Source organism: Alteromonas sp. ABH2_165 (assembly GCF_056159945.1).
Genome location: NZ_JBSWWF010000007.1, coordinates 226,460 through 250,406, shown reverse-complemented (window position 1 = coordinate 250,406; position 23,947 = coordinate 226,460). Strand labels below are relative to the sequence as shown.

Here is a 23,947-nt window from a genome sequence, read left to right as displayed (position 1 = left end):
CTTGGTCGTCGTTCTTATCATGAGGCCATTCTCTGGCCTCATTTAGTTAATTGCCACACTCAAAAGAGACCGCATAAAAGACTTCCAGCAACTGGAAGAATGGTGATAAAAACCCTTCAAACCCGCCGCAAGCACAGTATCTTAACCTAGCACTATCCCTTACCGTGAATGCCTGATTCTTCACGGAAATTCATAAATGAAATACCAGACCATTTTACGCGGGGCAATGTTACTGCTTCTTCTTGCTAGCGATGCGGTGAAATCGCAAACCATTACCGCCCCCCTCCAACTCCCCAAAACCTATAACCAACACGACAATCTAAACGTCACAAACTACCTCATAAGCGAAAAACTCGACGGCATTCGTGCTCGCTGGACGGGCTCAGAACTGCTCACCCGAAATGGCAACCGTATTCACGCACCTGCGTGGTTCACTCAGAACTGGCCTGCTGAACCGCTCGATGGTGAGTTGTGGACGAAGCGGAACGACTTTCAGCGCATAGCATCCATTGTGCTGAGTGAAACGCCGGATGAACGCTGGCGGGAGGTGCGGCTGATGGTGTTTGATTTACCGGCATCGGGGGCACCGTTTGCGAAGCGTGTGGAGCAAATGAAGCGGATCATCAAGACAACAGAATCCCAAACGCTGCAGCTAATTCCACAATTCCCGGTGTCGTCGGAAGCGGAGTTTGAGCAGCGGCTAGATGAGGTGGTTAGAGCGGGCGGGGAAGGGCTGATGTTACATCATCGTGACGCACGTTATCAGGATGGCCGCAGCGAATACCTGCTGAAGGCAAAGCGCTTTGACGATAATGAGGCACGGGTGATTAAGCATCTGCCGGGCAACGGCAAATACGCGGGCATGATGGGTTCGCTGCTGGTGGAGGCACGCGATGGTTTACGGTTTAAAATCGGCAGTGGCTTTACCGATGCTGAACGGTTGAATCCACCCCCCATTGGCAGTTGGGTAACTTACAAATTTTATGGCAAAACGAAGAAGGGATTACCCCGTTTCGCCAGTTTTCTGCATGTACGGCCAGAGGCCGATCGTCCAAAATAATAGGTAAGACTCTGCGGCAGTCTACGCGGAATGTTCTTTGGCTTTAAGCACCGCCATGGCCTCATCTGCAGTATAGAACATCTGTCCGGGCTTAAGCTTTTCCTCTATATCCGTGAACTTCAATCTGTCTTGTACCATGCCCTTCACATCGGATAGGTGCAGCGTAATGCCAGCATTTTTCAGGTTAATCAACAGCCGCTCCAGGCTTTCCAGTGCACTTTCATCCACAAAGCTAACCGAGCTGAAAATCAGTACCAGGTGCTCAATATTGTCGCTTTTCGCGCAGCGTTTCATTATCGCACTCTCAACGTATTGCACGTTGGCAAAGTACAGGCTCTCATCAATGCGAAGAAAAATGGTGTTTGGCAGGGTTTCAACATCTAGCCGGTTAATGTTTCTAAAATACCCGTTTTTGGCCCTGCCTACCTCGGCAATATGTGGCTGACTGGCCCGTTGTAACAGCAGAATAATCGAGCAGGCGATACCGGCCCAGATGCCCAACTCTACACCCAGCAATAACGTGGCGAAAAAGGTAACCAGCAAACTGATGGCATCAGCTTTATTAAATTGCCAGCGCTGACGCAGATTATTCAGCGCAATCATTGGCAGTACCGACATGATCACAATAGCGCCAAGCACCGCTTGCGGAAGGTAGTAGAACCACGGCGTAAGAAACAAAATGGTAATAAGCACTACGAAGGCTGAAACCACATTGGCAATTTGCGTGGCGGCGCCGGCGGAGTAGTTCACCATGGAACGACTCACGCTACCGGCCAGGGCAAAACTGCCGGTAAGTGCAGAACTCAGGTTCGTTACGCCGAGGGCCAGCAGCTCCTGATTTGCATTTACCCGTTCATGATCTTTACTGGCCAGGGTAGAGCCGGTGGAAATGCTGGTGAGAAAGCAAATTAGCGCAATGGAAAATGCCGGCAGTGCGAGCTCTCGCCACAGGCTAAACTCAATTAATGCCCAGCTCAGTGACGGCAGACTGTCTGGAATGGCACCGAGCACGGCAACGCTTTGCGTGGTATTGAGTGACCACAACGCTACCACCAGAGTACCGGCAATCACGGCGAAAATGGGTCCAGATTTATTCAGGGCAATCGCGGCTGTATCGGGCAGGTTAAGCTTATTGGCGAGCACCGGTAACAGCGACTTTCCCGCCCACAATATGACAAACGCCATTGCGCTTAATAACACAACAGAAAGGTTCGCAGAAGCCAGCGAAGCGGGCATTCGGGAAATGGTATCGATAAACGTTGCGCCTTTTTCACCTTCAATACCAAGCACCAAATTAAGTTGGCTGGCAGCAATGATTAGCGCCGACGCACTGGTGAAACCGGTGATCACAGGGCTACTGATCAATTTGGCAAAACTCCCCAACCGCAGGGCGCTCATGGCCATCAGAATAAGCCCAACGAGCATGGCCAGGTTCACGGAAATTTGTATGTAGGCTTCTGGCGAAGCGGGGGCAATCTGACCAATGGCGGAAGCAATCATCAGACTAATTAACGCAGCGGGGCCAACCACCAACGTTCGGCTGCTACCGAACAGCGCATAGCAAATCAGTGGTAATAGCGAGCTGTAAAGGCCATATTCGGCGGGCAATCCGGCGAGTTGCGCGTAGGCCATGGTTTGCGGTACGGCAATGAAAGCGGTCACGCAGCCGGCCACCAAGTCACTCACGAAATGGGAACGGCTATAACCTTTCAGCGCTTGAACAAGAGGTACTGGCAACACATCTTCCTTATTGCTTGCGAGTAGGAACGCCGGGTAATTCACAGCATTATTCAGAAAATTCAGTATACACCATTCGCTTTACGAGTGAGCCTTACGGTGCAAGGCCGTCTTTACGCAACTTATACGCTGTGCAACTAACGTTGATGTTGTATTTTTTTAATAATTATTTAACACTTTGGCCATTCAAATATTTGTGTATCTTTTTAAGAAGCATAAGCAGAGTTAATGGTAGGAGTGATAAATGCGCATCGATCCCCGAACGCTTCGTTTATTTCTCGCGGTTTGTCGCGAGGGAACCATCAGTGGTGCTGCCAGAGCAGAACACCTTTCTCAGCCATCGGTTTCCGTGGCGATTAATCAGCTTGAACGGGTACTGGCAACCAAACTGTTTGAGCGAAACCGGCAAGGTATCCAGCTCACGCCCGCCGGCGAAGCATTGAAAATTAAAGCCCAGGCTGTCGACAGCTTGCTGCTCTCTGCTCAGGAAGAAATTAAGCTGCTGGAAGATGATGTCGGTGGGCCGCTGAATATCGGTGGTACGCCAGGCGCGCTGGCATCGGTGATGGGCAAGGTGATTAGCAGTTTCAGCAAAGAATATCCTCGCTTTAATCTGCGGATAACCGAATGTCATGATGCAAAAGCGCATCAAATGCTGAAAAATTACGAGCTCGACCTGGCTATTCTCACCTCAGGCATGACAAGCTCTTCCGACAGTTTCTGCGAGTTACCGGTGTTCAGCGACCCGTTCTCCATTGTGGTGGGTGAAACTAACTATCACTTACCTGAAAAGCTAAATTTGCGACAGCTGGCCAGCGCCCGTTGGGTACTGCCCGATAAAGTGGGTGGGTTTCGTCGTCAAATCGATGCGCTTTTTATCAGTAGTGACGCAGCCATTCCCAACAACGTGATTTCTTCTGACTCATTATTGAGCACAAAGTACATTGTGCGCGCGTCGGATTACATCACAATCTTGCCTCGAGAAGTGGTGAAATCAGAACTGGAAAATGGCAGTTTGCGCGCCATCGAGATTGATGGAATTAACTTTAAACGCAAGGTGGGTCTGCTCTGGCTGGCCGAACGTAAATTGCCAGCAATCGCGCAGGCGTTCATCGACCACACGGTGCAATGTCTCGATGTATAGTTTTTACCTATATTTAACAAAAAAATAAATATTTGAACAAATATAGGATGATGCCAACATAAGCTAAAACCAAGAACAACAGGTGGCGCTTATGCGTACAATTATTAACAATGCCAATATTTTCGACGGAACCGGTAGTGCCTTAACGTCCGGTTCAGTCGCTGTTGAAGATAAACATATTGTTCTCATCAGCGAGCAACCTATTGAAGCCCAACCGGGCGATCGGGTTATTGATGCCGATGGAAAAACGCTGATGCCGGGGATGGTTGAAGCCCATGCGCATCTTACCTGGCCTACGTCGGTAGAAAAATTCGTTCCTGGCATGTCTCTGCCACCTGAGGAGTTGGCATTAACCGCTGCTCGCAATGCCCGTATTCTGCTCGACCACGGATTCACCAGTGCCTATTCAGCTGGCGCGTTGAGCAAAACGCTGGAAATCTCGCTGAATGCGCATCTTAAAGATGGCGGCATGCCAGGGCCTCGCCTTATTCCTTCTTCTGTTGAACGTGAGCCGCCCAACGATTCCGAGCTCGATCCCGGTCACGTAGAGCTGCACGCACGCGGCCCGGAAGGTGTGAAAGAGTTTGTAAAAGAGTGCGCCGATATTGGTGCCAAAGCCATTAAGTTTCTGATCTCGGGCGAAAGTGCGCTGAAGCCAGGTGCATCGCTGGAGCTGCTTTATACCGAAGAAGAATTGTTGGCGGCAGGCGAGCAAGCCCGCGAAAGCGATGTGTGGCTAACCGGCCATGCCCACGCTTGCGATGCCGTTAAGTTCGGCATTAAAGCCGGCTTCCGTATTCTTTATCACTGTACCTACGCCGACGACGAAGCCATCGATATGCTGGTGGCGAAGAAAGACGAAATGTTCGTCGCGCCCACTATCGGCATTATTCAGGCCACGCTGGATGCAAACCCGCCTCCGCATATGGACATGACCCATATGAAAGAAGATGCGGCCATTGTGATGTCACGACTAAAAGCACTGGTACCTAAGCTCAAAGAGAAAGGGGTACGCATTCTCCCCGGTGGCGATTACGGATTTCCATTCAACCCTAACGGACGCAATGCCCGCGATTTAGAACTGTGGGTTGAGCACTTTGGCTACACCCCTGCTGAAACCCTGCACGCTGCCACGCAACTTGGTGGTCAACTAATGGGTATGGGTGAAGAGCTTGGTTTGGTGAAAGAGGGTTATCTGGCCGATCTGTTGTTGATAGACGGCGATCCCACACAGAATGTTTCCATTATTCAAAATAAGCAGAAAATCACCATGATTATGCAGGAAGGACGCCTCTATAAAGCGCCTTTAAGCATGAGCTAGCCCGCCAGAAGGAATACCCAAGATGTTTGATATTGCAATTATTGGCTGCGGGCCGGTAGGGGCGCTTGCGGCCAATTTACTGGGAAAACGGGGCTTAAGCGTGGTGGTTTTAGAGAAAGAAGCCAACCCATATCCGCTTCCCCGCGCCGTACACCTCGATCACGAAATGGTGCGTTTGTTTCAGTCTATCGGTCTGCACGACACCATTTTAAAAGACATGCGTGACACCGACGGACACCTGCACATTGGTGCCGATCATGGCGTTATTCGCTATATGGGCACGGTGGGCAAACCGCGTCCATACGGTTGGTCTAACGATTACTTCTTTTATCAGCCCGAGCTGGAAGAGCACCTTCGTGATGCACTTACACGTTTCGACAATGTCTCTCTGCGCTTAGGCACTCAGTGCACGGCGCTAACTCAACAAGACAACGGGGTAGACATTGCCACGTTTTGTAACGGCGAAACTGACAACGTGCGTGCCCGCTGGGTCATTGCCTGTGATGGTGCCCGTAGCGTGATCAGAAAGTCGCTGGGCGTGAAGCTCGATGATCTGCAATTTGAAGAGCCCTGGCTGGTGGTGGATGCTGAAGTGGACGGTGCCATTCGATTCCCTGATTTGAGTGGTTTGCCAGATGATGCTGATGTTCAGCAATTATCGGTAATGATGTGCGATCCGAAACGTCCCGCCACTGTGGTACCGGGAAGAGGCAATCACCGCCGCTGGGAGCTGATGTTGCTGCCGGGCGAAGACGATCAGGAAATGATGAAACCGGAGAACGTGGCAGCGTTGCTCGCGCCCTATCTCGAAGGTGTGCCGCATAACATCGTGCGCGCCGCAACTTATCGTTTCCACGGCTTGGTAGCCGAGCAGTGGAAAGTGGGCAATGTGTTTCTGGCCGGTGATGCCGCGCACCAGACACCGCCGTTCTTTGGTCAGGGTATGTGTCATGGCTTCCGTGATGTGGCAAACCTGGCGTGGAAACTCGACCTGATTGCCAATGGCAAAGCGAATGAATCCTTGCTGGACACTTACCAGCCAGAGCGAGACCCCCATGTACGGGCCGTCATTTCAGCAGCGGTAGGCGCAGGACGTTATATCTGCATGCTTGACCAAGAAAAAGCGGCTGCCCGTGATGAAGAAATTCGTGAAAAAGTCCGCAACGGTGAATTGCCCGCCACCGCGGCGCATCTTATTCCGCCGGTCACGGCTGGCATTGTTGCCAACAACACGGCTGAAGCAGGGCGTCGTTTCATTCAGCCTCGCATTACCGTAGATGGCAAAGCCCAACTGCTAGACGAACTGGCAACGGGCGACTGGCGCTTGTTGGTGACCAGCGCATCGCTGGCTACGGAAGTAACACAACTTATCGCCAGTATTCTACCTTCACTGAATATTGAAGTGACCAATATTGCTGCCTGGCAAGACCCACAGCTGAACGCGTGGATCGAAGAGGCGGGGGTAGACGCGGTACTGCTGCGCCCAGATTTCTATGTCTATGGCACGGCAAACAACCAGGTAGCGCCATTGCTCGAACAGCTGAAAGCCCAGTTAGGCGACGCCACGAGCAAGCCGCACCAACAGGAGCAAATAGCATGACACTCACACTCGCATTAGCTGAAAAAATTATCGACGGCACGCGACTTTACGCAGCCGAAAACAACATTAAGCCTTTGGCAGTGGTGGTGCTGGACGCCGGCGCGCATCCGATGGCATTCAAGCGAGAAGACAAGGCAAGCTTGTACCGTTTCGACATTGCCATGGCGAAAGCCAAAGGGGCGCTGGGTATGGGTTTTAATACCCGTGGCATTGCTGAGAAAGCAAAGAACAACCCGGTATTTTTCGCCAGCGTAACGGCCATCAGTGGTATTGAGCTGGCGCTGTCGCCGGGTGGAAACCTGATCAAAGACGCCAACGGTAACATTCTCGGTGCTATCGGCATTAGTGGCGACACCGGTGATAACGATGAATTATGTGCGCAGGCAGGTATCGATGCCGTTGCCGCGCAGTTGGAGAATCTGTAAATGAAATTACGTAGTATCGAAATGGTGCTGCCCGATGCCGCCGACGCCGCCGATTTTCTGGTGAACGTTTGGAAAACCAACCTGGCAGCGGTACAAAACAACACCCATTACATTCGTGGTTCTGGCGCATTCCCGTACCTTGTGGCACTGGAAGAAGGCGACAGCAAATACGTGCGCAGCGTCACCTTTGTTTGTGACAACGACGAGCTTTCTGCCCTAAAAGACCGTGTGACTATGTCCGGCTTCCCTTGTCGGCCTGAAGTCTGCACGGATCTGGGTGGCGGTGAAGGCATTGTTGTTGAACTGCCAGAAGGCGAGTTGCTGCGTTTTCTGGTTAACGCCGAAGAAGCGCAAACCATCGACGATGATGACTTGCCGGTAAAACTCACCCACGTTGTGTTCAATGCCACCGACGCTGAGCGTACCGCTGACATCGTGGAAAAAGTGCTGAATTTCCGTGTGTCCGATCGCACCAAAGGCATGGTGTTCGTGCGTTGTAACGATTCCCATCACAGCACGGCGTTTGCCCGTGCCGGCTTCAGTTCACTGAATCACATTGCCTTTGAAATGAAAGATACCGATGCCGTTATGCGTGGTGTTGGCCGTTTGCGCGATCACGAGCGCACGCCTGCCTGGGGTCCTGGCCGTCATGGCCCGGGCGATAACGTGTTTGCTTACTACATTTCGCCATTCGGTGCTGTAGTGGAGTTTTCAACGGCAGTAGAAAAAGTGCCAGAAGATTACAAAGTGGGCGCACCGGAAGACTGGACCTGGCCAGAAAACCGCATCGACCAATGGGGCATGTCAGACAAAGATTTTGCCGGCCTGAAAATGGCTGAAGAAACGTTTCGTTTTCATCGCACCTGGCAACCCGAGCCTCTGAATTAATCGTTTTTAGGAAGAACAAATTATGAAATACGTAAGCTTTACGACTGCCGATGGCAAAGCGGGTTTCGGTCGACTGAATGGCGAAATCATTACCGACTTAACGGCCACCGCTGCCGATTTAAAAACGGCTATCAACGACGGCACCCTGGCGTCGCTGGAAAGCGATGCAACGCTGGCTCTGAATGATGTCACATTAGCCCCGGTGATCCCTAGTCCGGGCAAAGTATTCTGTGTGGGTCACAATTACGAAAGTCACCGTCAGGAAACCGGGCGTGCGGCTACCGAGCATCCTTCTATTTTCGTGCGTTTTGCCGATTCTCTGTCTGCCCATGAACAACCGATTGTGATGCCGAAAGTGTCTACCCAACTCGACTTCGAAGGCGAACTGGCGGTAATTATTGGCAAAGGCGGGCGTTATATATCAGAAGAGGATGCCATGTCTCACGTAGCTGGTTATGCCTGCTTCAACGATGCGTCGGTACGCGACTGGCAGTGGCACAGCCGCCAATTTACGCCGGGTAAAAACTTCCCAACCACCGGCCCGTTCGGTCCTTACATGGTAACGCCGGACGAGGCAGGTGATCTTTCAGAAGTGAACGTAACGACTCGCCTGAACGATAATATCGTGCAACAGCAACCTATTGGTGACATGATTTTCCCTATCGCCACGGTGATTGCGTATATTTCCAGCTTCACTCCGCTGAAACCGGGTGACGTGATTGCCAGTGGTACGCCGGGCGGCGTTGGCGCAAAACGTAACCCACCTCTGTGGATGAAACCTGGCGACACGGTAACGGTAGAAATCGGCCCCATGGGCACACTGGTAAATACCATTACTGCAGAATAATCAGAACAGGAGCTCACCATGCAGGACCCGGTTGTGCGACAACAAATTGCAGCCCTTGGACGGGAGCTTGGCCCCGCTATGATGCAGGGCATGCAACAGGCTTTCGATAAAGAGCAGCGCGCACTGGTGCAGCGCCAGCCCGCTACGGCCCACGATGTACCCTACGGCGAGCACGAAAGGCAAGTACTGGATATTTACGGGGGCGAGCCCGACGCGGCAACTTGCAAACCAGTATTTGTTTTCGTGCATGGTGGCGGCTTTCTGAAAGGTGACAAAGGCGACGACGAACGCTGGTATAACGCCTGCGTAGGCCGCATGGCTGCAGAGCAAGGTTGGCTGGGCGTAGTCATAAACTACCGTTTGGCTCCGGAATTCGTATGGCCAACCGGCGGTGAAGATCTTGGGTTGGTGGTGCAATGGCTGAAAAGCAATGTTGCTGCACACGGAGGCGATGCAGACAAAATGGTATTATGCGGTACGTCTGCAGGCGCCTGCCACGTTGCCACCTATCTGCAACTTCATGCCGATAAGTCGGATGTACGCGGTGCTGTGTTACTGTCGGGCCTATATGGTGCTACGCCACTGGACGAACGGGATACCCAATATTACGGTGAACCTGCATTGTATTCAGCGCGCATGCCGTTACCGGCTTTAACCGCTTCACCGGTACCTTTGATGGTTGTGTGCAGCGAGTTCGATCCGCCCCGATTCCAACAGGAGTATCTGGGCTTGTTACAGTTCCGTCTGGAAGCCAACCAGCAACTCGATCAGAGCATGGTGCTTTCTGGCCATAATCACTATTCAGTGGCTGGGCACTTAGGAACATCTGATACCCGTTTGCGGGATGAAATTGCGGTATTTGTTTCGAAAGTGATTTAACCGCATGCGCTCAATATGAGCACTGCGCCGGTTCGCAAAACCCAAAAAAGCAGCCTTTCAGCATTAGCTGATTGGCTGCTTTTTTTATGTCGTGCTTTTTAAAACGGCTCACAAAGCCCTTTCTTTATTCAGCGCCCGTTTAATCACGGGGTCAGAGAGCAAACGTTGATAATGTTGTATTACCATATCGGTGTAGGCGAAAGAAAATCCGGCGCGTTTGAGTCGGTTTACTGTCCAGAACAGGTAAATATCCAGGGCATCCCAGCTGTTGCCATACCAGAATGGTTGGGTAGAAAGGCGTTCCTCAATGCTTCGGTAGGCGGCCAACAGTTGCTTCTCAGCATTGGCTTTCACTGCGGCAATATCATGACTCACACCCAATAGCTCGGGCTTACAATAGCGGGTAATAAGCGGGTGAATGGTGCTGGCAAACCAGCTCAGATCGCTTACCGCTTCAACGGTGCTTACCTGGGAAGACAATATTCCCGCATGTTGAAACTGACCGTTCAGAAAAAGCAAAATCGCCGGGGTTTCTGTAATCACGCCAGTATCTGTCAGCAGAGCCGGCACTTTCCCTTTGGGATTTACAGACAAATATTCCGTGGTTTTGTGTTCGCTCTTAACAAGGTGCACGGCGCGCAGGGCATAATTTACCTGCGCTTTTTCCAGCATAATAATTGAAATTTGCGAACAGGCGCCTGGCGAGGCGCACAAAGTTAACATTATGAACTACACACGGTTTTGTTTGAGAATTTTCGAATAAGCCAACGCGCTGGGCTTGGGCTTCCGCTCGAAGGTTTTTCTGTCTACGGTGTGTAAACCAAACTTCGGCTCATAGCCTGATATCCACTCGAAGTTGTCCAGCAGCGTCCAGTGAATATAACCTTTCACCGGCACGCCTTTATCAATCACACTCTGTAAATGCTTCAGCGAGTTTTTGATGAAGCGCTCACGCTGGCTGTCGTCTTCAGTGCCAATACCGTGCTCTGTCACAAGAATTGGCTTGCCGGTTTCTGCGTAGGTGTAGGTTACGCAGTTTGCCAGCGAGGAAGCCTCTATCCAGCTGCCTGAGTGGTTTTTCTCTGCATCTTCTGGCGTGGGAACATGACCATTCTTATCCCACACCACTTTTTCGTAATTTTGTACGCCGATAAAATCGGTTTCTGTAACCTTCAACCAGTCGCCATAATTGTATTGGCGCTTTTCGTTGCGAACAGAACCCGGCCCGGCCTCCTGATCATCCAGCATTGCCAGTGTGAAACCGACATCCAGATTACTGCGCTCGGCTTTAATGGCCTGACGGGCCGCTTTATGGCCTTCTATCAGAATGGGGTTCATTACATCTAAATCCTGCATGCGTGCGGCATTCAAGCCGGTAAAGTGTTCTGATTGCGTGGCTCGGCCTGCGGCTGCCAGCATTTTCTCCTGCATGTCCCACACAAACGGCGGTACGCCGAGCACTTTAAGCAGGCGAAGTAAGTTAGGTTCATTGAAGGTAACCGCGTAGCCAATACCATCAGCCAGTTGTGCGGCAACTTTACTGCAATAGTTTGCGAACAACGCAGGCGCTTCCGGGTTGGTCCAGCCACCACGGGCAGCAAACCATACCGGGCTGGCAAAATGATTAAAGCTGACCAGAGGCACCATGTTGCGCTTGTGACAACCGTCGATAATACGCTTGTAATGATCAATCATGGCCTGGCTGAATAAGCCCGGCTCTGGCTCAATACGTGCCCATTCAATAGAAAAACGATACGCGCTGAATCCCAGATTGCTACACAAATCCAGATCGGTTTCCCACAATTCAAAACTGTTACAGGCATCGCCAGACTGCTCCTTAAAGAGCGTGGGCTTTACGTTCTCTAACAGCCAAATGTCTGAATTAACGTTATTGCCCTCAACCTGATGCCCGGCGCTGGCTGCACCCCAAAGAAAATTATCGGGAAACTCACCGCCAGCAGGTAAAGAAGAAGAGGCGGCTTTGGCAAAAAGCGGTGCGCTCATAGTGGCGGAGGCCATAGCAAGGAATTGTCTGCGGTTGATCATGGTACGTCCTGATGTCAAAAATTAATTTCTTAACTGTAAAAATAACGTGAATTAACCGTCAGGAATAATAATCATTTTTGGCGGTTGTATAGTCTGAGTTAATGGTTAATTTTCGTCATCGAGAAGGGGCGGTGCAGAAACGACTGGGTGTTTTATCCATAGTTTTTATCAATACATGCTATCAAATAAACGATTTGTTCGAATTGCAGAAATTTCGTAAGTTACATTTTGTTAAAAACTTGAAAAGGAAAATAACAAAATGAGCACTATGACCCTAAGCCGCTATAAAAGCATTGAAACCGTGGTAGGTGCGGTCATCAATGGCTTATTCAGCTTATTTTTTGTTTTCCTGATCTTCGGTGGGTTAGACGTAGTGCCCATGCAAGGCGACAGTGGGCTGTTTATCGACAGCATTCCCCAGGGGCTGGCAATCGGCTTTATGGGTGCGTTTTTTCCGTCTTTTCTAACCCGGAAGCGCATCCGCAGCGGGCAGCTTCATGTGGATGAACATTCGGCTCAAGCGTCGTGGCTACCTTCTCATCCTCTTCTTCGCGCGCTCATTTTTGCAGTATTTGGTGCTGTATTGTCAGTTGCCTTTTTTGCGGTACTCACCTTCGCGATAAACATCGACGCCTTAGCTTTCAACAACGCAGCGATGTTGAAAACACTGTGGGGAATTTGTCTGGGTGGGCTGGTTGCCGCCATTACCATCCGTCTCGCGCTGAACGATTACGCACAACAAGAAGAAGCATCAATATGACTTTGCACCCGTGTGTCAGTGGTGTTGCCCTGGTGAAGACCGGGGCTTTTTAACTGCTTCGATTTTTCCACTTATCCGGAACTGCCTGCGCAATGGCCAGATCCTGCGTGGCAACACCGGTTACGCCGCCAAGGTCGACCTCTCCGCACTCGGACATAGTGTTTCTGCTGTTGTGAGAATAAAACCTTTCGTGGGTTGTGAGCCCAAGGTCATCCGGTTTATTCAGTCACAGCAGTGCGTGGTTTCTGCGTACAACGTAACCGGTGAATATGCCTTTGTGATGGAAGTGTCGTTGGAGTCAACGAAAAGTCTGGATGCCTTGCTGGAATCAATGAGCGAGTTCAGTCATACCGACACCTCTGTGATCCTCTCGGCCATAGATTGCGGGAGGGGCTGTTTAATTCATTATTTTTCAAAGGTTTAAGAAGGCTTGCGAGCTATGCGAGTTGCATGCGGCATGCAACTCTTTCTACATTCGAATGATGTAAATATTATTCGTCCAGCATCACAACAGTAACGGATTTAGGCGGCAAGGTAATTAACATCCTGCCGTTTTGCTTACGTTTGAAAGCAACCGGCTTGGCCACCACGGTATTCGGCTCGTCAAAATTGTTAACGGCGTTCACTTGCGGCGCTGTTAACACTGAACCAGTCGCCTCTCTATAACTCTCCGCTTCTGCAAGAGGTTCAATTTCAACAGAGTTTACCGGATCAATGTTGATCAACGCCATCCAAAGCTGACCGTCGTTGTTTTTTACGGTAACAACATCGAACTGCGGCAATGTTTCATTGTTTACCGTTATTGTTTCCGCTTGGAAAGTTGAAGGCAGTAATGTGCTGTCCTGGAATGGAACATACATCTTATAAAGATGATAAGTGGGGGTAAGCACCATCTCATCGCCTTTCGTCAGGATCATGCTCTGAATAACGTTAACCATTTGCGCAATGTTGGCCATTTTTACCCTGTCTGCATGACGCATGAAGGTATTCAGGGTGAGCCCGGCTGTAATGGCATCCCTAAGACTGTTTTGCTGCTTCAAAAACATCGGGTTTTCGCTGATGTCGGGTTTCAGCCAGTTGCCCCATTCATCAACAACAAGTGCCACACGTTTCTCCGGATCATATTTGTCCATAACGGCAATGTGTTGATTCAGTACATCTTCCATCTCCATCGCCATAGAAACAAAGCGTACATACTCCGCCTGACCAAAGTTAACGGACGAGTCTGACATCGGCCCTCTGGACATGGTGTAATGATGAATAGACATGGCATCGAATATGGGAAGGTAGCCGGGTGCCGATGCCCAACTTTTCATCAGGCTTTCAGTAAAGGCAGTATCGTCGTCATTTGGACCGGCAGCTACTCTTACCATGGCGTCGGGATTGCTGGCACCGTGATCAAATAACAAATCAATTCCCGAAAAACGCTGCTGCGGATTGTGATTCAAAGCAAATACACTGAAAGGTTTCAGTTTAGCAAAGTACTCGCTAGCAGACATCGCGCCGCCACAACCCCATGCTTCATTGCCAAAACCGATGTATTTAACCCGGTAAGGTTCGGGGTGCCCGTTCTCAGCCCGCAATGAAGCCAGCGAGGTAGCATTATAAGACGTGAGATACTCAAGCCAGTCAGCGGCTTCTTTTACCGTGCCGGACCCCACATTAACCGTGAGATAAGCTTCACTGCCAATCTGCTCAGCCAGTTCCATAAACTCGTCTGAACCGAACTGGTTCGGCTCAATCACATTACCCCACGCATTACTACGGGAGACACGGGTTGTCTGCGGGCCAATGCCTTCCCGCCAGTGATACTGATCGGCAAAGCAGCCGCCTGGCCATCTCACCACCGGCACATGTAACTGTTTTAATGCGCTGATGACATCATTTCGTAATCCGTTTGTGTTCGGTATATCAGAGTCTTTACCTACCCAGAGGCCGCCATATACACCTTCACCGATGTGTTCGACAAATTGGCCGAATATATCTTTATTTACCACCGGACCGGGCTGATTAACCGCTATTTGCACCTGTTCTGCCGCTGTGACCGGGAAAAAGCATGGTGGCAGTGCAAGTAATACGCTGACGAAGGATAACGCTGTAAATTTTTCCATGGAGCGACCTTTGGATAAAAGATAGGTTTATAAGGAAAAAAGGCAATCTGCGGTAACAGATTGCCCGGTTTTCTTACCACTTCAGCGACACATCGCCCAACAGACCAGAAGGTCGAAGCGGTGCGTCCGGCACATAGGCGGGCAGGGTGGTGAAGGTATACTTCTGCTTCACATCCGGCTGCGCGTCACCGATTAGGCGGTTCACCCACAGGTTTGTGATATTCAGCGTTACCGTATTCTCACCGGCTTTCAGGTAGTCCGATACGTCGGCTTCGAACGGTGGCTTCCACAGTGTGTTCACCACTTTTCCGTTCACGACCACTTCCACCACATCCCGCACATCTTCAATATGCAGCTGCACAGGTTTGCCTTGCATCGTCTTATCGATGTTGAAAGATTGGGTGTAGCTGGCGGTGCCGGAGAAATAACGGATACCGGTATCGTCCGACTCTGCCCAGTTACCGGCTGATAAGGTCGCTTTGGCTGGCGCGCCACGGTCTTGCTGGAAGGTTACCTGCCATTGGTCTTTCAGCGTTTTTGATTTGCTGAACGTGGAAGCAACCTTACTCACTTTTGCCGGTGAATCACCGAATACCACATAACCCGATTCGTAAGGTGCCAGGGTCTTTTCAATCACGGTGATCCCGTCTTTTACTTTGCTGTTTAAGGCAGTCACGGCACCGGTAACCGCGTTGTAGTGATATGGCTTCTTGCCCGACACATTGAACGACAAGGTGACCGGTTCTTCACGGTTTTTACGGTTGGTGTAGTAATAAATCTCTTCGCTGTCTGTCTGACGGTGAACGAAGTACAGGGTGGTATCGTTATGCTTTCCAGCATAGCGGAAATCCGGTGTGACACCGGCTTCTTTAATACCGCTCTCTACGTTGTCGGCGTTGATAACACGGCCTTTACCGGTTTTGCCGCTCCACAGCTTATTGGCAAGATAGGTAAATCGGGCGGCATCGTCTGCCAGCGACGGGCTGGCAAGAGGCTGCTTGCCAATCACCGTTGCACCGTTCGTCACCAGTTCAGCAATCCGCTCAAGCACCGGTAACGTCATGTATTGCGAGGTACCGCCAAGATACAACACGGCATAGCGCTGGCCGGAATCTGTGCATAAATCCTTGCCGCAGTTTTCGAGCAGCTCAGTAATGATGTCGTTGTTCACATAGTCATACGCATTTTCCAGCGGCACATCTTCTGAGGGCTTGTCGTTGTAAAGCGCGGTAGGCGGCGTGTCTTCACCGTAAAAGTAAGCCACATCCGCTTTAAAGTGACCCTGCTGCAGCATGTAAGCGTTACGGCTGATGTAGGTTACCCAGGGTTTGGCATATTCTGCCCAGGTTTCCAGACGGTTAAAGTACTGTCCAAACACAAATAAACTCAGGCCGGGGCCTTCGTCGTTGGGCTGGTGAACCGATGTATGAATGATGGGGCGATTAACTCCCAGCGCAAACTCCATGTCGATCATGGGCTGCAAATCCCGAGGCGAGAAGGCCCAGGGCGAAGACGCCGACGTCAGCGATTCTGCCGCTACCAAGTTTTGCCCGTAGATGTGCGCCACAGATGCCGCTTCGCGGATATCTGCCCAATACTGCGGCTGCGGCCCAACCTGATTTTCGGTATCGAAGGCCCACATGGCGGCCATGGGCACATCGGCATTACTGCGAATACGCATGCCGTCACCCAGAGTCGGACGACCATTCTCTAGCGCTTCGGAGTAGTGTTTCAGGCCAGCTTTTTTTACCCGCTTGCTGATCACGGCGTAGTGGTTGTCTGCCAGCATTTCGCCTAAGGTTAAGCGGTAGTCGTAGAGAAATTTATCGGTTTGTACCGCATCACCAATGATCACGCCAACCAGGGCCGGTAACCAGGGCGTTAAGTCGTAACCTCGACGCCGCTTGAATTCCGCAAACATGTTCGGCGTCCAGTTCGATGCGCCCACTTCAATACTGTCGTTGAGTAACGCTTTTACGCCTTCACCTAAGGCGTACTCGCCGCTGGCGTCTTTGTATATGTTGAGATAGTGGTCGATGTATGCATTAACAGCGTCTGCATCGTATTTATCGACTTCCAGCCCGGTGGCTGCCACTGTCGCCGGATGGTTTTCTTTGCCTGTTAAGCTGTAACCCAGGCGGATAATTTTCCATTGCCCTTTTTCGGGGTGCCAGTTCAGTGAGCCATCTGCGTTGAGCTTGTCGGTAATATCAATAACGGCGTCTTGGGCGATGCCTTGTTCATCGTGTTGATACGACAGTGGATAGTAGTCTTCAACAATGCCGAAACCGGCTTTATCTTCGAAGCGATGCACTTTTGCCTGCGGGTAAAAGGCCACTTCCAGCAGGTTTACCGGCTCTTGTTTCTTCTCACCGGTAGGTAACTGAAAGCCCGGCGGTGGCGCAGCGCCCGGCGCGGCAGAAGACGGTAACGCAAACTTACCGTTCGGGTTTGCGGTCATCACAATTCGCATATACTGCGCGTTAACCGCAGGAAAACTGATGGTGGTTTGAGTGGTTGAACCTACCGGAATGGTGGTGACATTTTCAAAGTTTTTACCATCAACACTGGCTTGCAGGGTGGGTAAAAAGGCCGCCGGGATAAACATGCCCGGTGGTGGCATGGCAAAAGATAAACTGCTGACGGTTTTGCTTTCACCGAAATCGAAGGTGATTTCCAGCGGGGTATCCGGGTGTGACGTACTGTTTGTGGATGCGCTGAAAGAACTGTCACTTAATACCGCTAAATCCAGCTTATCATCATTGTTGGTGCTTACCGAAACTGGCTGAATGCGTTGGTCGTGTACCGGTACCGCCAGCACGGCGATGTCTTCGTAATGTACCGGCAAAGTTTTGTGACCATGGGCCGGATCAGCAAAGATTTCGTCCGAACCATAAAAATCCTGAAAAACGCCGGTATTGGTGGGCGGTTGCGGTACCCGAACGGCTTTTTTCTGTCTAGCGTCGATGGTAATTTCGCTCCACGCCAGCTTTTTCATGCCTTGTTCCGGCTTCACCCAGGGGCCACCAGTTTCACTCCAGCCCGGCGACGCGGCGATACCGAATTCAAAATTGTGTTTATTCGCTTCGCCCAGCGCATATTCAAAGGTGTCTTTCCAGGCCGGTGTCATGTATTCCAGTGTGGTATCAACAATCTTCGGTGTCATTAACTGGGCATCAAAGTTCTGCACGCCGCCAATGCCCACACGGTTCATCCAGTCTAAATCTTTGCGGATACCCTCTTGCGTAATATTCCCGCTCATCCAGTGCCACCACACTAAAGGTTTGGCAGATTGAGGCGGGGTGAGGAAGTCGTCTTCGAGGGTGCTTGCAGCGCTGTAAAATGAAAGCAGAGAAAGGCCCAGCGCCACTTTGGATAATGTGAATAGAAACGGTTTTACGGGTTTGGTCATAAACTTGCCCCTTAAAAATGATAATGAGGGCTGGCACTTTCGTGGCAGCCCTCAGCGTAGGAAGATTAATTAAAAACGGGTTCTGAAGCCAACGGATAAGAAGCGGCCCATGCTCTTATAAGCCACACCCTCATCGATGTTGCGGAACGGAGGATCTTCGTCCGTTACGTTATCAATGTTGAACGTCACCTGCGTATCCATGCTGAAGTCGTAACTGGCGAACAGCGACAAGGTGGTGTAGGAATCGATATGTTCCTCTGCCACATCAGCACTGCCACGGTAGTAAACCGTACCGGAGAAGTACCAGTCGTCACGACGTAAGCCCAGCGTGGCCACACTGTTGAAGGCTGAAATGGCTTCGTTGAAGTCACCTAGCGCCAGCGTGTCGTTAAAGCCCGCGCCTTTTACGTTCTCTTTGTCACGGTTCATGATGTAGGTACCGCTTAACGAGAAGTCCAGCTCGCCTAAGTCGATATCGCCAAACCATTGCACTGAGTAGTCCAGACCATCAACTTCGTAAGCGCCCATGTTCGATTTACGCTGGTCGCTTACCACATAAGGTAAGCCGTAAATGTCGACCATTGTTTGCAGGCTGTCATAACCCTGAGTAGGGAAGTCGCCGAATTTCGCGATGATTTCTTCCACCGATGACGGGTTCACAATGTAGTAGTCTTCATTCACTGCCGCATCGTAATACGCCGGGCCGAAGTAGAAACCTGCGTTTTGATCGAGACGGTCTTCGTAAGCAATGCTCCAATATGTCAGTGACACCTTCGTGGAGTCAGTCACGTACCAGTCGGTCCCTAACGACATGGTTTCTGCAGTTTCAGGCTTAATGCCTTCTGACGCACCGCCCAAAGTGAATGACGGTTTAAAGAAATCCGGGAAGAATGGACTGTCTGATGAACGCAGCGGACTGATTGGCAGGAACAGTTCATACTGCAGCGGTGCCGCTAAGTCAGCCAGTGCCGGCGCGTGGAATGATGTGCCCCAGGTACCGCGAACGGTAACGTCTTCTGTTGGGTTCCAGGTCACCGCAATTTTCGGGTTTGAACTTGAGCCTACATCGTTATACTTGTCGTAACGGCCGGAGATCGACACGTCCAGATGCTGGATACCCGGCATCATGTTGCTATCACCGATAATCGGGATATAAATTTCACCGAAAACCGATTTTACATTGCGGTCTATGTCGCGTGTTGAAGAGGTCGACGGGTTACCTACTTCACCAGCCGTGACTTTCTGATAAAACGATTCTTCACGGTACTCAGACCCAACAGCTGCTCGCATCATGCCACCGGCAATTTCGAACAAATCACCATTGGCGATGACTTTGAATTCCGTTAAATCCTGATCGGTACTGGTATCGTCCAGCCAGTTATTGATGCCTGCCAGCACTGAGGCACTGGTTTGCGACACATCATAAGGGTTTAGTGCCGTTTCTGTGGTGCTGGCAGAAAGCGCAGCTAGTTGCGCATTCGCGTTAATAGAGAAGTCGTGATAGTAAGACGTACTCTTACCGTAGTTCACGGTACCTTTTAACTTCCAGGTATCAGTTAGCTGATAAGTCAGGGTTGGCGTGATTTGCCATTGCTCATACATGGACGGGTTCGCGCCAGCGCTGCCCCATACATCCGCATACGAGAATGAAACGGTGTTAGAGGTTTCATCACCTACAGCCACAAAATAGGGGTTGTCAGAGGTAATCGTTGCAGAAGCACGAATATCGGAAGGGTCGTAATCGGTTGCTTCACGGCGAGAATAGTACGCCAGCACATCTAAACTCAGGCGGTCAGACAATTCCTGAGTCAGGTTAGCAAACAGCGAATAACGCTCTTCTTCCGGATAGTAAGACTGATCGTCGTAGGTAGAACAGTAGTTCGGCGACGATGCATCAACACCCGGCATGCCGTACAAAGTATTGTCCAGCAGGATGTTGCCCGGTGTACAAGATGTTGAGCGATAGTCGGCGCCGCCAACATCGGTGAGATCTTCTTTAATGAAGTCCTGATCTTTACCGTACATCGGTGAACGGTCGCCGTACGAGAAAGCCGTCACTAAGGTGCCTTTATCCCAGCTGGTACCAAAGCCGCCAGAAATATCGATGCGATCGTAATCGCCATGGCCCATGCCATACTGAGCGCTGATTTCGCCGCCTTCCATATCCTTTTTAGGAATGAAGTTAATGACACCGGCAACGGCATCAGAACCATAGATAGACGAACCACCGTCAGGAATCACTTCTACACGTTCCAGCAAACTTGCCGGAATCATCGACGAATCAACCCAGTTCATCGGGCCCACTGGCACTAAACGGTTACCGTTCAGCATAACCAGCGTTGCCATACCACTTAAGCCGCCAATACCGCGAATTTGTGGTGGCTCAAAAGGAATGGATGCTGTGAGGGTGTTTTCCGGCACGGCGTTGAAGTCGGCCATTTGTGGAATGCGACGAAGCAAATCGGTGGCAGAAGTTACACCCTGCTCAATGATTTTCTCTTCGTTCAACCCGATGACATTGGAACCAACAGGGTTAACGCCTTCAATCAACGTACCGGTAACGGCGATGACTTCAACGTCTTCCTCGTCTTCTGTTTGTGTGTCCTGAGCAATGGCAGAGGCGCTTAATGAAACGCTTAATCCTGCTATTACAGCCAGGGAAAGTTTGTGTAGTGGCATGGTTTTGTGCATTGTTTTATCTCTCAGTGTTAACCGACAGGTGCTTAATTTGTTAACAAGATTTAACAATGCGTATACAAAAGTAAAATACTATATTTTTAATAATGTATTGGCTGAGACTATGGAAGCGCGGGTGCGCAGAACTGGAAAGGGTTGCAGGCTGGCTAAAATTAGAATGAGTGAATGTAAATAAGGTGAAAAAGTATTATTTAGGCTGTTCTCCAGGACAAAATTTCCCAATTTTCACGTCTGGCTATCTCAGTCACAAAAGGGTCGGCATTCACCACCATGGCCTTTTGGGCGTGGTTAAGCAGCGGTAAATCGTTGCGGGAATCGCTGTACATTGTGGAGAGCGGCAAGCCGGTTAATTGATGTTCCTGAAGCCATTGTTCTAAACACAAAAGTTTGCCTGCACCAAAGCTGAAAGGCTGAAAAGCCTGCGAGGTGAACTGGCCATTTTCAATGGCTACATCAATGCCAATGGCGTGCTTAATGCCTAACAGCCGAGCAATGGGGCGCACCACCAACGAAGGGCTGGCGGAAATAAGCATTACGATGTCACCCCGCTGCAGGCACGCTTTTACATGGGCAATGCCTTCAATGAAGATATGTGCGTTTACCGTTTGAAACGCAAACTCTTCGGCCAACGCCTCTATGTCGCCAACTGGCTTATCCACAATGGGCTGAACCCATTCGGCCATATAAGCCTGCATATCCATTTGCCCACTGGTATAGCTTTCCATTATGGCTGCACAGCGTGTTTCAGCGTAGCAGGCGCCCGGCCAGTTCTTCTGCTTCAGAAAGGTCAGCCAGTCCTGGGCGCAGTCTGCATCAATGAGGGTGCCGTCTAAATCGAAGACGGCCAGAGCTGGTTGCGACATTGGGTTTCCATGTTGATAAATACTACTGAACAATGCCTTAAGACGGTAAACGACCGGCGTATTGTACAAAGCTGGTGGCGCTACCTGGCAGCGAAAGGGTTAAATCATACCGGCCATTTTCATCAACCGGTACCGGCACTTTTACGCCCACCGGCAGCGGTTGCTTTGCAAGTTTCGCGTTATTCAGCGACAGCGCATAGCCTTTTGCATAAGCGGTGATAAAGCAACCTTCCGTATTGGCGGTAAGGGTTATCTTTTCAAGCTGGTTAAGTTGCGTTTTGTCTATGCTAACCCGACGATGAAAGCCTTCCGGCCCCATTATCTGCAAATCAAATTGCGATGAGCCGTTTTTCTCATGGGCTTGCCAGGACGAGTTGTGCTTACCGGTCGTATCAATGGTGAAACGCCGGGGGATCTCATCAAGAGCCATGCGGTCGTAAACGTGGAAAACAGCAGCGCGACTGCCACGATTAATGAAACACAGCGTAAGCGCGCCTTCAGTCGTTTCCAACTCTACATTGATATCGTAAAGGTTTGGCCGCTGAGGCCGACGTCCTTTTTCCTGTTGTGGCATGGTCATATCACCGGGTATCACCGGCACGGTGCGCTCTGGGAGTACTCCTGCCAGCCGGGCATCTTCACGCGGATCGGGGAATACCGGTAAACTGCCTTTATTTGGCGTTTGAAAATCAAAGGCACTGACAAAATCGCCGCAGACAGCCCGACGCCACGGTGTGATATTGGGTTCCATTACGCCGAAGCGTTGCTCCAGAAAACGGATCACCGAAGTGTGGTCCATGACTTCTGAACTCACAAAGCCACCGCGGCTCCAGGGTGAAATAACATAAGCCGGCACCCGCGGGCCAAGACCATAAGGATTCCCCATCAGATCGGGTCGCTCCAGGCTTTTATCTGCTTCGGAGACATGCTGGTGGTATTCGCCGTTTGTGGCAATCTGTGAATGACCAGCAAACTCGCCGTTTGTGCTTTTTGATGGCGGCGCGGGCGGCGGCATGTGATCAAAGAAGCCGTCGTTTTCATCGAACATGATAAACAGGGCGGTTTTCGACCACACATCAGGATTCGCGGTGAGCGCATCTAATACATCAGCAATGTACGCTGCACCCTGCGCCGGACTTGACGGACCGGGATGTTCCGAGCCTTCCGCCGTGGCGATGATGTAAGAAACCTGAGGCAAACTGCCCTTTGCGGCATCGTCGCGAAGTTTATCCAGCGCGCGGGTGGTGAGCGCCCGTTTGGCTAATTCGGGGTCACTGTCTGGTGTGCCAGCGTAGGAATCCTGGAAGGCTTTGAAGCCCACCAGTGGATTGTCGGTAAAGTTATCCGCCATGTCCTGGTAGATGGTCCAGTCGATACCGGCTTTCTGCAAACGCTCAACGTAGGTTGTCCAGGAGTACGCTTCAGCATAACCGCCGTTTTCCGGCAGATTGTCGTGGGAATTACCAATCGCCGGACCACCGTGTGTGGCATTGCCGTCGTTGGTGCCCGACCATAAAAAAAGACGGTTAGTATTGGTGCCGGTTTGCGATGAACAATAATAGGCATCGCAAAGCGTAAAGGCTTCGGCAAGGGCAAACTGAAAGGGCATGTCGTCCCGGTTAAAGTAGCCCATGGCGTGTAGGTATTTGGCATCTGGCCAGTGGCTCATGCGACCGTGATCCCAGGCGTCCTGTGCATCAGGCCAGGAGTGCGGTGTGCCTTCAACCCGCATGTGGGCGAAATTCTGGCGGGTATTCAGCGGAAACGGGTGCACCCATTCCGGCCCTTCTTTGGTGGTATTTTGCTGAAGAAAAACATCCCTGTTCTGTTGTTTTTCCGTTGCTTTCGCTGGCGCCGGGTAGGGATCGGAGAACCCACGTACGCCAGAGAGGGTACCAAAGTAGTGATCGAACGACCGGTTCTCCTGCATCAGAATAACAACATGCTCCACATCTTTAATACTGCCGGATTTCACATTGGCGGGAATAGAAACGGCGCGGGCAATAGATGGGAAGGCTGCGAACAGTCCGGTTGCCCCGGAAGCGGCCAGAAACTGACGACGGTTAATATCGGCCATACAATCACCTTGAATTCGTTAAAAGAATATTCCCCCGAAAAGGGCGGGGGAATGTTAGTCTTGCATTATGACAGATTAAG

At 50.9% G+C, this 23,947-nt stretch carries 18 protein-coding genes; 10 read left to right on the top strand and 8 right to left on the bottom strand.

What is annotated here, in order from left to right; genetic code table 11:
* The first annotated feature begins 196 nt into the window (after window positions 1–196).
* Window positions 197–1,060, top strand: a complete 864-nt coding sequence (locus ACXAFQ_RS15115) for a DNA ligase (RefSeq protein WP_474824075.1) — start codon at window positions 197–199, stop codon at window positions 1,058–1,060.
* Window positions 1,061–1,081: 21 nt separating this feature from the next.
* Here ACXAFQ_RS15115 and ACXAFQ_RS15110 read toward each other — a convergent pair whose 3' ends face one another.
* Window positions 1,082–2,797, bottom strand: a complete 1,716-nt coding sequence (locus ACXAFQ_RS15110; protein ID WP_474824072.1) for a SulP family inorganic anion transporter — start codon at window positions 2,795–2,797, stop codon at window positions 1,082–1,084.
* 244 nt (window positions 2,798–3,041) lie between these two features.
* Here ACXAFQ_RS15110 and ACXAFQ_RS15105 point away from each other — a divergent pair, with 244 nt between their 5' ends.
* From ACXAFQ_RS15105 to ACXAFQ_RS15075, 7 genes are all read left to right on the top strand, one after another.
* Entirely contained in the window at window positions 3,042–3,941 is a 900-nt protein-coding gene (locus tag ACXAFQ_RS15105; RefSeq protein WP_474824070.1) for a LysR family transcriptional regulator, read from the top strand.
* Between the two features lie 91 nt (window positions 3,942–4,032).
* Window positions 4,033–5,262: an amidohydrolase family protein gene (locus ACXAFQ_RS15100; RefSeq protein ID WP_474824068.1), complete on the top strand. Its 1,230-nt coding sequence runs from the start codon at window positions 4,033–4,035 to the stop codon at window positions 5,260–5,262.
* Between the two features lie 22 nt (window positions 5,263–5,284).
* On the top strand, window positions 5,285–6,862 hold the full coding sequence (gene mhpA, locus ACXAFQ_RS15095) for a bifunctional 3-(3-hydroxy-phenyl)propionate/3-hydroxycinnamic acid hydroxylase MhpA (RefSeq protein WP_474824066.1): 1,578 nt from the start codon (window positions 5,285–5,287) through the stop codon (window positions 6,860–6,862).
* Window positions 6,859–7,287, top strand: a complete 429-nt coding sequence (locus ACXAFQ_RS15090) for a GlcG/HbpS family heme-binding protein (RefSeq protein ID WP_474824064.1) — start codon at window positions 6,859–6,861, stop codon at window positions 7,285–7,287. Before mhpA ends, ACXAFQ_RS15090 begins: the two co-directional genes overlap by 4 nt.
* On the top strand, window positions 7,288–8,175 hold the full coding sequence (locus tag ACXAFQ_RS15085; protein ID WP_474824062.1) for a VOC family protein: 888 nt from the start codon (window positions 7,288–7,290) through the stop codon (window positions 8,173–8,175).
* 22 nt (window positions 8,176–8,197) lie between these two features.
* Window positions 8,198–9,022 (top strand): fumarylacetoacetate hydrolase family protein, encoded by an 825-nt coding sequence (locus tag ACXAFQ_RS15080; protein ID WP_474824060.1) that lies wholly within the window; start codon window positions 8,198–8,200, stop codon window positions 9,020–9,022.
* An 18-nt stretch (window positions 9,023–9,040) separates the two neighbouring features.
* Window positions 9,041–9,901 (top strand): alpha/beta hydrolase, encoded by an 861-nt coding sequence (locus tag ACXAFQ_RS15075; RefSeq protein WP_474824059.1) that lies wholly within the window; start codon window positions 9,041–9,043, stop codon window positions 9,899–9,901.
* Window positions 9,902–10,009: 108 nt separating this feature from the next.
* On the opposite strand, the gene ACXAFQ_RS15070 is transcribed toward ACXAFQ_RS15075, so the two are convergent.
* Window positions 10,010–10,624 (bottom strand): glutathione S-transferase family protein, encoded by a 615-nt coding sequence (locus ACXAFQ_RS15070; RefSeq protein ID WP_474824057.1) that lies wholly within the window; start codon window positions 10,622–10,624, stop codon window positions 10,010–10,012.
* A 6-nt stretch (window positions 10,625–10,630) separates the two neighbouring features.
* Complete coding sequence (locus ACXAFQ_RS15065) at window positions 10,631–11,947, bottom strand: glycoside hydrolase family 1 protein (protein ID WP_474824055.1); 1,317 nt, start codon at window positions 11,945–11,947, stop codon at window positions 10,631–10,633.
* Window positions 11,948–12,206: 259 nt separating this feature from the next.
* Between ACXAFQ_RS15065 and ACXAFQ_RS15060 the strand changes: the two genes are divergently transcribed.
* Window positions 12,207–12,707 (top strand): hypothetical protein, encoded by a 501-nt coding sequence (locus ACXAFQ_RS15060; protein ID WP_474824052.1) that lies wholly within the window; start codon window positions 12,207–12,209, stop codon window positions 12,705–12,707.
* Between the two features lie 172 nt (window positions 12,708–12,879).
* Window positions 12,880–13,131, top strand: coding sequence for an Lrp/AsnC ligand binding domain-containing protein (locus ACXAFQ_RS15055; RefSeq protein WP_474824050.1), 252 nt, complete (start codon window positions 12,880–12,882; stop codon window positions 13,129–13,131).
* Window positions 13,132–13,198: 67 nt separating this feature from the next.
* Here the strand turns inward: ACXAFQ_RS15055 and ACXAFQ_RS15050 are convergent, their stop codons facing one another.
* From ACXAFQ_RS15050 to ACXAFQ_RS15030, 5 genes are all read right to left on the bottom strand, one after another.
* Complete coding sequence (locus ACXAFQ_RS15050) at window positions 13,199–14,818, bottom strand: alpha-N-arabinofuranosidase (RefSeq protein WP_474824048.1); 1,620 nt, start codon at window positions 14,816–14,818, stop codon at window positions 13,199–13,201.
* A gap of 73 nt (window positions 14,819–14,891) precedes the next feature.
* Window positions 14,892–18,230 (bottom strand): glycosyl hydrolase, encoded by a 3,339-nt coding sequence (locus ACXAFQ_RS15045; RefSeq protein ID WP_474824046.1) that lies wholly within the window; start codon window positions 18,228–18,230, stop codon window positions 14,892–14,894.
* A 69-nt stretch (window positions 18,231–18,299) separates the two neighbouring features.
* On the bottom strand, window positions 18,300–20,921 hold the full coding sequence (locus ACXAFQ_RS15040) for a TonB-dependent receptor plug domain-containing protein (RefSeq protein ID WP_474824044.1): 2,622 nt from the start codon (window positions 20,919–20,921) through the stop codon (window positions 18,300–18,302).
* 197 nt (window positions 20,922–21,118) lie between these two features.
* Window positions 21,119–21,790 (bottom strand): HAD family hydrolase, encoded by a 672-nt coding sequence (locus ACXAFQ_RS15035; protein WP_474824042.1) that lies wholly within the window; start codon window positions 21,788–21,790, stop codon window positions 21,119–21,121.
* A 37-nt stretch (window positions 21,791–21,827) separates the two neighbouring features.
* The gene (locus tag ACXAFQ_RS15030) at window positions 21,828–23,867 is read right to left on the bottom strand and encodes a phosphocholine-specific phospholipase C (RefSeq protein ID WP_474824040.1); all 2,040 of its coding nucleotides are present in this window, start codon (window positions 23,865–23,867) and stop codon (window positions 21,828–21,830) included.
* Between the last annotated feature and the right edge of the window lie 80 nt (window positions 23,868–23,947).